The 12,653-nt window shown below is 41.7% G+C and carries 14 protein-coding genes; 7 read left to right on the top strand and 7 right to left on the bottom strand.

All coding sequences use genetic code 11. The features are described 5' to 3' along the window. Positions 1 to 17 precede the first annotated feature (17 nt). Positions 18 to 1,040: an alpha/beta hydrolase gene (locus BMW86_RS11675; RefSeq protein ID WP_089781946.1), complete on the bottom strand. Its 1,023-nt coding sequence runs from the start codon at positions 1,038 to 1,040 to the stop codon at positions 18 to 20. Between the two features lie 179 nt (positions 1,041 to 1,219). Between BMW86_RS11675 and chrA the strand changes: the two genes are divergently transcribed. Then, positions 1,220 to 2,374 (top strand): chromate efflux transporter, encoded by a 1,155-nt coding sequence (gene chrA / locus BMW86_RS11670; RefSeq protein WP_255372905.1) that lies wholly within the window; start codon positions 1,220 to 1,222, stop codon positions 2,372 to 2,374. Here chrA and BMW86_RS33330 read toward each other — a convergent pair. After that, entirely contained in the window at positions 2,354 to 2,533 is a 180-nt protein-coding gene (locus BMW86_RS33330; RefSeq protein WP_410492545.1) for a Ku protein, read from the bottom strand. The two genes, chrA and BMW86_RS33330, sit on opposite strands and share 21 nt — an antisense overlap. A gap of 38 nt (positions 2,534 to 2,571) precedes the next feature. Here BMW86_RS33330 and BMW86_RS11660 point away from each other — a divergent pair, with 38 nt between their 5' ends. Continuing rightward, positions 2,572 to 2,919 (top strand): hypothetical protein, encoded by a 348-nt coding sequence (locus BMW86_RS11660; protein WP_089781944.1) that lies wholly within the window; start codon positions 2,572 to 2,574, stop codon positions 2,917 to 2,919. Positions 2,920 to 3,441: 522 nt separating this feature from the next. Here the strand turns inward: BMW86_RS11660 and BMW86_RS11655 are convergent. Together BMW86_RS11655 and BMW86_RS11650 are read right to left on the bottom strand one after the other, a co-directional pair. After that, entirely contained in the window at positions 3,442 to 4,068 is a 627-nt protein-coding gene (locus BMW86_RS11655) for a YciE/YciF ferroxidase family protein (RefSeq protein WP_089781943.1), read from the bottom strand. A 28-nt stretch (positions 4,069 to 4,096) separates the two neighbouring features. Continuing rightward, positions 4,097 to 4,312 (bottom strand): hypothetical protein, encoded by a 216-nt coding sequence (locus tag BMW86_RS11650; RefSeq protein WP_089781942.1) that lies wholly within the window; start codon positions 4,310 to 4,312, stop codon positions 4,097 to 4,099. A 350-nt stretch (positions 4,313 to 4,662) separates the two neighbouring features. Here BMW86_RS11650 and BMW86_RS11645 point away from each other — a divergent pair, with 350 nt between their 5' ends. The 3 genes from BMW86_RS11645 to BMW86_RS11635 are packed head-to-tail and all read left to right on the top strand — an operon-like array spanning position 4,663 to position 7,986. Beyond that, a complete protein-coding gene (locus tag BMW86_RS11645) occupies positions 4,663 to 6,102 on the top strand; it encodes a sensor histidine kinase (protein WP_089781941.1) in 1,440 nt (479 codons plus the stop codon). Further along, positions 6,089 to 6,544 carry a response regulator gene (locus BMW86_RS11640; RefSeq protein ID WP_089781940.1) on the top strand — a complete coding sequence of 152 codons (456 nt, stop codon included), beginning with the start codon at positions 6,089 to 6,091 and terminating at the stop codon, positions 6,542 to 6,544. The genes BMW86_RS11645 and BMW86_RS11640 overlap by 14 nt, the downstream gene beginning before the upstream one ends. A gap of 5 nt (positions 6,545 to 6,549) precedes the next feature. Continuing rightward, positions 6,550 to 7,986, top strand: a complete 1,437-nt coding sequence (locus BMW86_RS11635) for a hybrid sensor histidine kinase/response regulator (protein WP_089781939.1) — start codon at positions 6,550 to 6,552, stop codon at positions 7,984 to 7,986. 55 nt (positions 7,987 to 8,041) lie between these two features. Here the strand turns inward: BMW86_RS11635 and BMW86_RS11630 are convergent, their stop codons facing one another. The 3 genes from BMW86_RS11630 to BMW86_RS11620 are packed head-to-tail and all read right to left on the bottom strand — an operon-like array spanning position 8,042 to position 10,507. Further along, positions 8,042 to 8,545: a low affinity iron permease family protein gene (locus BMW86_RS11630; protein WP_089781938.1), complete on the bottom strand. Its 504-nt coding sequence runs from the start codon at positions 8,543 to 8,545 to the stop codon at positions 8,042 to 8,044. 12 nt (positions 8,546 to 8,557) lie between these two features. After that, on the bottom strand, positions 8,558 to 10,021 hold the full coding sequence (locus BMW86_RS11625; protein ID WP_089781937.1) for a sigma-54-dependent transcriptional regulator: 1,464 nt from the start codon (positions 10,019 to 10,021) through the stop codon (positions 8,558 to 8,560). A gap of 51 nt (positions 10,022 to 10,072) precedes the next feature. After that, the gene (locus BMW86_RS11620; RefSeq protein WP_089783645.1) at positions 10,073 to 10,507 is read right to left on the bottom strand and encodes a response regulator transcription factor; all 435 of its coding nucleotides are present in this window, start codon (positions 10,505 to 10,507) and stop codon (positions 10,073 to 10,075) included. A gap of 529 nt (positions 10,508 to 11,036) precedes the next feature. On the opposite strand from BMW86_RS11620, the gene BMW86_RS11615 reads away from it, so the two are divergent. Together BMW86_RS11615 and BMW86_RS11610 are read left to right on the top strand one after the other, a co-directional pair. Further along, entirely contained in the window at positions 11,037 to 11,276 is a 240-nt protein-coding gene (locus tag BMW86_RS11615) for a hypothetical protein (RefSeq protein ID WP_089781936.1), read from the top strand. A 47-nt stretch (positions 11,277 to 11,323) separates the two neighbouring features. Next, positions 11,324 to 12,646, top strand: a complete 1,323-nt coding sequence (locus tag BMW86_RS11610; protein WP_089781935.1) for a DEAD/DEAH box helicase — start codon at positions 11,324 to 11,326, stop codon at positions 12,644 to 12,646. Positions 12,647 to 12,653: the final 7 nt, after the last annotated feature.

Genomic DNA, 12,653 nt, shown 5'->3' with positions numbered 1-12,653 from the left:
GTTTGATGCAGGAGCCTTTATTCATTACTTGTCAGCAATGCTGTTTTATTCTCTTTCAACTTGGCAATATTTCCGGCAAACAGCTGTGCGAAATACTCTTTCATGGCATCCGTCATCCTGTATTCATTCCTGGGGAAGTTAAGGAAGTAACTATGTTGTCTTCCTGCCTGGCCATGAAAATTCACGTAAGTCGCATTATCTGCCCTCGATTTTTTAATCTTCTCTCCCAGCTGAGGTCTTAAGGTAATCAGGTGCGCGCCCTTCAACTGCAGGTCTTTACGGTTATAATGGATATAAATCTTATTCGCAAAGCGGATATGTTCCACCCATTCCTTATGATTCTTCTGAGGTACACAGGCTGCATTTATCACCAGGTTATCGATAAAAGGTTCCCCGTTTAACTCTTCATACCGCTGCTGCTTCATCATCTCCATCAGGATAATATTCCCCATACTATGATAAAATGTAGAAATCCTCACATTCCTTACCCAATCCTCATCATTATGCCTTGCCTGCTGTAATGTCTTTAACAGATGAAAATAATGAGGGGCAGACAACTTTGCATTACTCCTGGCAAACTTGAAATTCCTGGAAGGCTTATACGTTGTATTAATGCTGGAATAATCGAACATCACCACATTCACATGATACTGAGACCGCATCAGTAAAGCCCGTTCCACATTGGTAGTGAATATCTTACCCATCCCCTCCGCATACACTACAATATCCCTTTTCTCGGGCAGCAGGTGCATAGCATCCTGTAAACTCGGCGCCTGGTATACATTCCATGTCCCCGCATTCTTCTGAAGAAAGAAATATTTAAGTCCTGCTGTATCCACATATTCATCTACAAAACGCAGACTGTCCGGGTGCAGGTGGCGGTTGCTAACAAATACCAGGCAGGTATCTGTCTTTGCGGGTTCGATGCAGGAAGTCTGTAAACAGAAGTTAGACCAGTAAGCATCGCTATTGTAAAAAGATAGCTGTGCATGCGCTACAGAAGATAAAGCCAGAAGCAATAGAATCATTAGTCTCTTCATATATCATAAATTTTGCTGCAAATCGTAGGTGGCGCCGAAAAAAAACAATCACAAGTATTATGCCCGTATATTTGCTTTTTTTAATAGTTTGCTATCTTTAATTTTTTGTTGAAATTCGGACACCGAATAATCTCTCATCAGTGTTTTTACGCCACATTCCTTTTCTAAAAGCAGTCTTTATGCACAGCATAACGGCTTACGGAGGCCCTCAGGGGCACCTGGCTATGATGTTGAAAACATTCGTGCAGCAACGCAGGGATGTGACGGAACAGGAGCTGATGGAGTACAATGCTTTCTGCCAGCTGCTGCCGGGGGCGTCCTCTTCACAAACACTCACTCTCATTGGCTATAAGCGCGGCGGTGTCCCGCTCGCCATCGTTACACTGCTGATCTGGATCTCACCTGCCTGTCTGCTGATGGGGTCATTGAGCTTCCTGTTACAGTATTTCGACCAGAAAGCGCTGAACACCGATATCTTTAAATACGTACAACCAATGGCGGTAGGCTTCCTGGTATACGGCAGTATCCGGGCTTTCCGCATCAGTATACGCAGTAAGGCCACTACCGCTATCATGGTGGTTGCCCTGCTGGCAGCATTTTTCCTGAAGTCCCCCTGGACTTTCCCCGCCCTCATTATCCTGGGGGGAATTGTATCAAATTTCAGTGACAAACGTATCCCGGACATTGCAGATAAACCTAAAAAGATCCAGTGGACTAACATATGGCTGTTCGCCCTCTTGTTCATCCTGGCAGGGGTATTCTCTGAGCTTGCCCGTACAAATAACTGGATCACCCGTCGTCCCTTCAACCTGTTTGAAAACTTCTACCGTTTCGGTAGCCTTGTATTCGGAGGCGGAGATATACTCATTGCAATGATGCTGGAGCAGTACGTTACCCGTGCAAAATCATCTTTTATGAGCGCAGAAGAGCTGCTCACCGGTGCCGGTATCATGAGGGCCATGCCTGGTCCTACCTTCTCCATTACAGCCTATGCTGGTGGAATGGTGATGCGTAACCTTGGCCCGGGCTATCAGTTTCTGGGCTGTATGCTGGCGCCGATCGCCATCTTCTTACCTAGTCTGTTACTTGTGTTGTTCTTCTTTCCGATATGGCACAACCTCAAGAAATATGTGATCATTTATCGTGCATTGGAAGGTATCAATGCTGCCGTAGTAGGTATTATGTGGGCAGCCACCATCATGCTCTTCATGGCTATTCCCACTAACTGGTACAACATATTAATCATGTTGTCCACCCTCTCAGTGCTTTGGTTTACGAAGCTGCCTTCTCCTTTTATCGTACTCGCCTGTCTGCTATTGGGCTGGTTGATGTAAATATCCTTTCACAATCTGTTCCGGGGGGACTTCTTTCCCCGTATCCTCATTTACACGTTGAAATTTAATATGCGCTTGATTTTTCTTATCAGGCATATCCAGCCTGCTATCCCGTACCACACTATATAACTTTGGAGGGATAAGTACATGCCATGGCATGGCTTTTGGACTTCACGTTACTATAAAAACCTTTGTTTATGGAAAAGCCAGGTGAAATGACAACCCTAAGCAGGGTGTTAGAAAAATTGCATCAGAAAGGTCTTGATCACGAATTAAAAATGAGTGATCACGGCAGAATGCAGAATAAAGAAAAGCAAAAGATCTACAACCCTGATGAGTTGAAGATTATTAAAACCTATCGGTTTGAAGGAGAGTCTGATCCGGGCGATACGTCTGTATTATACCTCATTGAAGACAAAGAAGGCGAAATAGGTTACGTGCTGGACGCCTACGGCATGTACAGTACACATGAAGAGGCAGGTTTTGACGAATTTATGCAGAAGATACCGGTAGAAGACAGAGAAGATCAGTTGATCTTTGTCTGATTAAATCATTATAGGGGGTGACTTTTTTAGTCACCCTTTTCAAATATTAGCGGTGCTCAAACGCTAATTAATTCTCCTCATTTCCTGCTATAACAATTTCCCTTATATTTTAATGTACTGTTAATCAGTATTAAAAAGATATAGAAATATTAGCTACCGCTAACAACCTGCTCATAATGCACTGATATTCAACCTATATGAGGGTATAAACCCTATATAAGCCCACTATAAGTCCTATACAATTTGTATACAAGACCACCTTATTTAGAGGGGGCTTATATAGGGGGTATATACTAGTCTATTCTCAGTTATAAAGAGTTTACAGGAGAGTTTATGCTCTTTCTTCCAGGGATATCCTTCGCATTTTGCAATAAGCGGCCCAATTAGACATGTTTTAATGTGATCCGGCCCATAACACCTTTTTTATCTTTACCCTTAAAAAAGGCCGTATTCCCGTCGATTTAAAAGGCCTCTTACATTTTTACATGCAGAGGCCCCGGAGATGCTCATTAACGAACGATATTATTCAGCAGAAGCCTCTTCATTTACGGAAGACTCAGCTATCTGCGTCAGCAGGCTGTCCGCGTCTTTTTCTTCACTCAAAGTCTGTGAGAAAATATCAGCAGCATCGGCATGTCCCATTACATTTGCAAGCGTACGTAAACTACCGTAGGCAGAAATTTCGTAATGCTCGATCTTCTGGGAACAAATGATGATACCGGCATCTCTTACAGCACTATCTTCTTCTGTATCATCTACAACTTCCTGTCCTTCTGCTATCAGTCCGGACATTGCTTCACATTTCTTCGCCTTAGGCTCCTGACCTAACAGTTCAAATACCTGTTCCAGTCTTTCAACATGTCCTTTCGTTTGTCCCTGGTGATCAGTAATTGCTTTCACCAGTTCTTCAGACGTTGCCGCCTTTTGCATTTTACCCAACGCCTTTACCAGTGCTTTTTCAGCCCAGTAAATATCTTTCAGTTCGTCCATAAACAATTTATGGAATTTGGATTCCGAACCATTAGACTTTGATTTAGGAGCAGAACGGGTAACAACGACTGTTTTCTTAGCAGTAGCGCTCTTTGCAGTGCTGCCGGGTTTTGTGGAAGCGGCGGATTTGCCGTTTTTTACCTGAGTTTTAGTTGCCATTTTATTTGGAGTTTATGTAATTAGTAAATTATTTTATCAGCGCTTCTTTATCACTATCTGCTGCTTTGGGATCAGGAGGTGTACGGTGAATATCATGGTCCGGCACTTCATTGGGCACTGGTGGCGGTGGCCCCTGTGGTGAAGGTGGGGGCGTAATTTCCGGCCCCGGATCAGGTGGCTGTTCTCTCACAGGAACGCCGATCGGTTCAGGATTACCTGTTGATAAATAAGTATGATCTTGCATGGCTAAATTTTTATTTGAGTATTGCTGTTTATTGTCTGCGTCTTTTAACTTTTTCCGCAATTAAAAAGACAAAGTTCATTCCATCAGATAAACAATCAGAATATCACCCGCAATATGCACAAATTATATTCCGCTGTAAGTTCGCTACAATAAAGCATCCCATCAATTCACTACTCACGTATATGGTTATATGAATATAAACAGCGATCACGACCTTAACATACTTTCATAGTGTAGAAATTGTTGCATACTTTATCAATTATTCCCCACATTATCTAAGAATAATTCATGCTGATTATTAATAATATAGTAAATTCGAATGCGTACTTATTATCTAATAGTTCAGGCACATGCACATTCCAGTACAGAAAAAGGTAAGGTTAGGCTTCTTTATAGCATGCACTGTAGTAATCGCCGCCTCCATATGCTCTTATCTTGTAACAAAAAACCTACTCGACAATGCAAAATGGATGAATCATACCATCGAAGTATCCAAACGTCTTGAAGTAATTACCCGACAGCTCAAAGATGCAGAATCAGCTATCCGTGGTTACAACATCACAAAAGACACTTCCTTTCTGGTACCAAGTATGCAGGAGCGCAGTATTAAAATAGCCGAACAATACCTTATTCTCCGCCGGGTAACTGCCGATAACCACCAGCAGCAATTACACCTGGATACGCTCAAATCATTGCTGGATAACAAATACCGGCAGCTGATGGAAGGAGAACAACAGGAAACTTCTTTACAGAAAGATACTTCTGCCGTGCAGCAGGGAGAAAAATCCATGTCTAAAATAGAACGCAAAGTGCAGGACATGATGTTGATAGAAGAAGGCCACCTGCATGAAAAATCAGAATTGTACGATTTCTTCTCTGCCATCTGGGTGCCTGTGATATTCATCTCGTCACTTGTAGCTATCCTTATCGGCATCTACTCATATATTACACTCACCCGGGAATTCCGTTTACAGCTACATATAGAAACAAGGCTCAAATCTTACCAACGTAATCTGCAACAAAACATTCTCCTTTTAAATAAATCAAATGAGGAATTAGAGCAATTTGCCTACGTTGCCTCACACGATCTGCAGGAACCTTTACGCAAAATATCCACCTTCAGCGACCGGCTACAGATGAAATACGGAGAACAGCTACCCCCCGAAGCCAGTCAGATGCTGGACCGTATGGTAAGCGCCGTATCCAGAATGCGTGTGCTGATCAATGACCTGCTGCTTTTCTCCCGTGCAGGACGTATCACGCCGGAAAGTATTACGCCCGTAGATATGGATGCACTGCTACAGGAAGTAATCAGCGACCTTGAAGTAAGTTTACAGGAACATAACGCTTCCGTAACAGCAGACCCGCTCCCTTTTATTGAAGGCAGCGCCACATCCTTCCACCAGCTTTTTCAGAACATGCTGGCGAACGCTATCAAGTTTGCACATCCCGACCGTCAGCTGATCATCAATATCACCAGTCAGGTACTCAAAGGAAAAGAACTTGAAAACAGTATAAATGAAAACCGCGCAGAAGATTCCTTCTGCCGTATCTATATAGAAGATAACGGCATAGGATTTGACCCCGTTCATACCGAAAAAATCTTTCAGCTCTTCCAGCGGTTACATGGTATGAGTGAATACTCTGGTACCGGTATAGGACTTGCTATATGTAAAAAAATCGTCGATAGCCATCATGGGCAGATCATGGCTTACGGCTACCCCGGTAAAGGCGCCACCTTTGTCGTCATCTTACCACTCACCCAAACCCAGCAGAATGACTCAAATTAAAACTGCTGAAAAGATTAGCATCCTTATTGCTGATGATGATGCAGATGACAGAGACCTGATTAAGGCAGCTTTTGATGAAAACAGTACACAGCACCACATTAGCTTCGTGGAGAACGGGGAAGAATTGTTGCATTACCTGAAACGTAGCGGGCATTATGCGGATGAAACGCTACACCCATTTCCACAAATTATCCTGCTGGACCTGAATATGCCTAAGAAAGACGGACGCCAGGCGTTAAAGGAACTGAAAACCGACCATGCACTAAAAAGCATACCGGTAATCATCCTAACCACGTCAGTAGAAGAAAAAGATGTCATTAAAAGTTACGAGCTGGGTGTAAACAGCTTTATTATCAAACCAGTCACATATTCAGGGCTGGTAGAATTTACCCGTGTATTGGGGAAATACTGGTTTGAAATTGCAGAACTGCCAAATGTATAAATGAGATGACCGATTTACCTGTTCACATCCTGATGATTGATGACGATGAGGATGACTTTTATCTGGTGAGCCAATTATTACAGGACATTTCTCCAGGACAATATCAACTCGACTGGGCTCCTACCTATTCCAAGGCGTTAGAGGAAATAGATAGAAAAGAACATGATATTTACCTGGTAGATTATCGTCTCGGCCCTTACACAGGTATAGATATACTCCACCATTTCCAGCAATTACAATTCAACGCCCCGGTAATCATGCTTACCGGTAAAGGCGATTATACAATAGATAAAGAAGCCATGCAGGCCGGTGCCTCTGATTACCTTGTAAAAGGGGAAATCAGTGCAGATCTGCTGGAACGCTCTATCCGTTATGCACTGGACGAAGCACATCACCTGCGTGTTATCGAAGAAAAAGAAAAGAAATATTTCAGTGTTTTCGAAAAAGCACATGATCTTATTATACTGGCAGACTGTAATAAAAATATCATAGACGCCAACCCCTCTGCTATCAGATCTTTACAATACAGCAAAGAGGAAATATTACAGTTAAATCTCAAACAACTCTTTTTCCAGGAAGAACAAAGCAAACATTTTTTTGATCATATCTGCGGAGAAGATTCCAGCCTGCAAACAGAATATAACTTCATTACCAAAGAAGGCAAAAAGCTGGATGTACTGGTAAGCGCTGTAACACTGGATGAAGCAGAACATGTATTCCTTTGCGTGGTACAGGATATCACAGAAAGGAAACGCGAAGAGCTGGAAAAACAACAACAGCAAAAGTTTGTAATCACAGGCCGTATTGCCCGTGTGATTGCACATGAAGTAAGAAATCCTCTTACCAATATATTACTGGCCGTAAGCCAGTTTAAAGGGGAACCGGTAAGCGTGGAAGAAAGCCAGGTATATGTTGATATCATTGAACGGAATTGCACCCGTATCAATCAGCTGATCACGGAACTCCTGCATTCTACCCGTATGATAGAACTGAACATCCGTCCTCATGGTATCAATGAATTAACAGATAAGGCACTGGTACTGGCCCAGGACCGTCTGCAACTGAACGAAATAAAAGTGCAGAAAGGCTATGTGAAACCAGATGTAATGATTCCTGCTGATGATGAAAAAATAGTGATCGCACTATTGAATATTATCATCAATGGAATAGAAGCAATGACACCATCCAAAGGTTTACTGACCCTTCGTACAGAACGTCAGAAAGATAAAGCCCTCATCATGATCACGGATAATGGTCCGGGTATTCCTGAAGATACAAAAGCCAGGTTGTTTGATCCGTTCTTTACAAATAAACCAAAAGGAACGGGGTTAGGACTTACCAGCACACAGAATATCATTATGAATCACAAAGGAACAGTACATGTAGAAAGTGAGATAGATAACGGCAGTACATTTACAATTGTATTACCCGTAAACTTATAAAAACAGAAAAGCTCCTGAAATGATCAGGAGCTTTTTTTATCTGAAAGAAATAATTTTAAGACAGAGGATGGTCTCCTTTTTTCAACGACTTACTTATCGGCTCCAGCTTCATTTTCTCATCCGTATTCTCTATTGCTTCTTCCACTGAATGAGATTCTTTCATATTAATTTTCTTCTTTGTTTCTTCTGCCAGCCTGCTATAATAATTGTGCAATACATCCAGCTCCTCTTCAGATAAATCTTCTACAACTATCAAACGGTTACTCGCATATTTATTAGCAGCTATCAGCTCATTCAATTTTAACTGTACAGATTTCGAATCTTTATTCTGCGATTTCTGAATCACAAATACCATCAGAAAAGTGATGATAGTAGTACCCGTGTTGATTACAAGCTGCCATGTATCCGAATAATTAAATAATGGGCCGGTAATACCCCACACAATAATTGTTACCATCGCCAGAACAAAGGCCATGGGAGAACCCGTAGCATGACTTACCTTACTGGAAAACCGCTCAAATACATTTATCTTTTTATGTTGATACTTTTCTGACTGCATGACATATAATAACTAATAATTTATATTGAGTAAACGCAATTTATTATACAACGTTTTACGGTCTATATTCAGCAATTGCGCAGCTTTTGTTTTATTATACTTTACCTCTTTCAGCACATTAATAATCTTATTATATTCTGCCTGTAAAGCAACTGTTTTAAGATCATTCTCATTGGTAATTGAAATCAATTCACCTGTCATATTCACCTGATGATCTTCTTCATAAGAAAGTTGTGCAAATGACTCTTTCATTTCCAGTGGCAGAGTAGACAATGTAATGTCTTCATGTTCCGGCGTCAGCAAACAGGCACGACGTATCACATTTTTCAGCTCACGTATATTACCCGGCCAGTTGTACTTATTGAAACATTCCCACACATCATTATCAATCTTTCCACAGTTCTTTTGCAATTCCCTTTCCACCTGTCTCATAAACGCATTTACAAACAGTGGCAGGTCCTGTACTCTCTCACGTAATGGTGGAATATAAATGGTGAATTCGTTAAAGCGATGGAATAAATCCTCACGGAATCTTCCCTTCTGTACAGACTCTGACAACTTTTCATTAGATGCCACGATAATTCGTACATCAATAGGAATCTCTTTCAGATTACCTACACGACGGATTACCTTTTCCTGTATCACACGCAGTAATGCTATCTGTATGTCGTAAGAAAGATTGGAGACTTCATCCAGGAACAAAGTCCCACCATGTGCCTGTTCAAAAGCACCGATTTTGGTGTTGATGGCTCCTGTGAAAGAACCCTTCTCATGACCAAACAATTCACTTGCTGCCAGTTCTTTGGAAAGACTACCACAATCCAGTGCAACAAAAGGTTGCGACTGACGTTTACTATGGTGATGGATTAAGTGAGCTACTGATTCTTTACCGGTACCCGTTTCTCCAAAGATGATTACACTGTAATCAGTAGGAGCAACCAGTTTAATCTGACGTAACAGTTCCTTTGCACCGGCACTTTCACCATATACATATTTATGGCTTTTATCAAGCACTTCGCTGCCTATATCTTCTGTTTCTTCCGACCCGTTATTTCTTTCAGTTCCGTTACTCACAGAGCGCATTGGCATAGATGATTCTCTTTCTCTTTCCGCGTCCATATGTGCAAATGCTTTATGTACCAGATTCAGGATCTCATCCGGATACAGTGGTTTGGAAAGGTAATCATATGCACCATTCTTCACCATATCCACAGCAACTCTTACGTCCGTATAACCAGTAATAATAATAACAATTGTACGTGGGTTGATCAATCGTATGTCCTGAAGCAACTGAGCACCATCAGTATCTTTTAAACGGTAATCACACAACACCAGATCAAAAGTCTTTTCCTTCATCATTTTCAGCGCTGTAGCACCGCTCATGGTAGTATCTACCTTAAAGCCGTGTTTACCTAAGAACTTACTCAGTAACGTACAAATATTGATCTCGTCGTCAATAATCAGGATATTTCTCATAATATTTATATGTGGTGTTAGACAACAGCTAATTTAAATTTAATAATAGTTTTACTTCTTACTCAACATAGTACCCATCAGTTCGTCCAGATTCTTCACATTAAAAGGTTTAGCCAGGAAATAACTGGCGCCTGCTTTTAATGCTTTCTGTTTCTCCATCCCATTGTCATACGCACTGATTGTTATTACGGGCAGCGCAGGGCACTGCATTTTTATATCCGGAATTGCTTCAAGGCCAGAACCATCCGGCAGGTGAATATCCAGGAAAAGAATATCAGGCTGCTGATGTTCCTGCAGGTATTGCATACCTTCTGTAAGAGCATGTACATATTTTACACTATACCCATGTTTCACCAGGCTCAATTGCAATAGTTTACAGATATCGGGTTCATCATCGATAATCAGAATAAATGGTCCTTTCTTCCCTCTATTTGCTAATACTGAGTCGGACGGAAGTTCCACATCCGGTTTTATATCTTGTGACATGCTTACACTTGTTCCATTAAGAAATTGATTACCAGGCATTAAAGAAGTATACTTTCCTCACTTTCAATCTATCTGCGTCAAATAGCCGATATACCTCTGTAAGTACAGGTAACCAATCATTACTTTCAAATATCAATCCATTATAAATGTATTGGTTTCCAGAACCCGAATATTTCAAAACTGTAGAATAAATTCCACAGTGCTTATAAAAACTCCCCATCCAGCAGTATTACATATGAGGAATTATGCATTTCCGGCATATGGTATACTAATTGAAACCCTATATATGTCGTAGAAATTTTTTTTCATTCATAGCTGTTGTTTAGTTATTTGTCCCGGGGTAGTAGCCGGGACATTTTTTTTGCCGTTAACAATTCATTCACACTTTTGTTATTATTACCCCATACATTTGAAAGACAATATATCAGCATTTCATATTACAGTCTATACTTATAGGGGATATGCCACACACTTGCCACTAGTCAGCATAGTCGTGCGATTCTTAATATCATGTTTAAACTAAACCATCATGCGTACGCTTGCTTGTACCTTTCTGATCAATGGTGTAAATACTAAAGTTGCACTAAGAAAAAGGGGACGGGAAAAGAGATTCCAGATAGTTGTGAGGGGACACGTACTGGAATACACCTACACAAATGAAAGCGAAATCCAGCAGGTAGATGGGCCAGAACTACCGGAAAGCGCCCTCCTTCCTCACATAGAATGGATGATAAGACATTACTTTACAGATGCAAAAAAAGAACAATAAGCAGGCTTCTTTTGTGTAGCTTGGGGAACTCCCGTACTTTTGCCCCAATGCAAAACGAATCATACTCTCTTACAAACATCCTCTCTGCTTTAAAAATCGATGCACTGAACGAAATGCAACTGGCATCCATCGAAGCAAATAAGCAGGCAGACAACGTCGTACTACTCTCTGCCACAGGCTCGGGCAAAACATTAGGTTTCCTTTTACCCGTACTGGATCTGCTGGATATCAGCAATCCTAAAACCCAGGCACTGATAGTAGTTCCTTCCAGAGAACTGGCACTCCAGATAGAACAGGTATTCAAAAGCATGGGAACAGGCTTTAAAGTAACCTGCTGCTATGGTGGACACCTGAGAGAAACAGAAGAAAACAACCTGATAGAAGCTCCAGCGCTTATCATAGGTACACCAGGCCGCCTGTGTGACCACCTTCGCCGGGAGAATATTAAACCAGACGGTATCCATACCCTCGTACTGGATGAATTTGATAAGTCCCTGGAACTCGGCTTCCAGGAAGAACTGGCATTCATCCTTAACTCTCTTAAATCCCTGAAGAAAAGGATCCTTACTTCCGCTACCGATGCGGTAGACATCCCTGAATTCGTAGGATTGACAGAACCGGTTGAACTCAACTTCGTCACAGAAGAAACTTCCAAAGCCCTCGCTATTCAATACCTGGAAAGCGATGGTAAAGACAAACTCGATACCCTCTTCCGCCTTATATGTATGCTGGGCAACCGCTCTACCATCGTATTCTGTAATCACAGGGAAGCTGTAGAACGCACCAATAACCTGCTCAAAGAAAACGGACTGGTGAGTGTATTCTATCATGGCGCCATGGAACAACAGGAAAGGGATGCTGCCCTGGGCAAATTCAGGAACGGCTCTTCGAATATCCTGGTAACAACAGATCTCGCTGCACGTGGACTGGATATTCCACACATCCGCTACATTATCCATTACCACCTGCCTAATACAGAAGAAACATTCACCCACCGTAACGGTAGAACAGCCAGGATGGATGCGAGTGGTACTGCTATCCTGATTATTGGCCCGGAAGAGAAACTCCCTGCTTATATTTCAGAAGAAGCTACCGCCATTACCTTACCGGACGAGATAGAACTTCCCGAGAAACCAAAATGGACGACCTTCTTTATCAGTGCAGGTAAAAAAGACAAAGTAAATAAAGTAGATATAGTAGGTTTCCTTACCAATAAGGGACAGTTGAAGAAAGAGGAAATAGGACTGATAGAAGTAAAGGATTTCTTCTCCTTTGTAGCTATCCGTAAATCAAAAGCCAGCACAACATTGCAACTTGTACAAAATGAGAAGATCAAGAATAAGAAAGTAAAGATCGATATCGCTAAATAAATGATCT

It is taken from the genome of Chitinophaga sp. YR573 (genome assembly GCF_900110995.1).
GTDB lineage: Bacteria > Bacteroidota > Bacteroidia > Chitinophagales > Chitinophagaceae > Chitinophaga.
The sequence above is the reverse complement of the archived record's forward strand: the minus strand, read 5'-3'. Positions and strand labels throughout refer to the sequence as shown.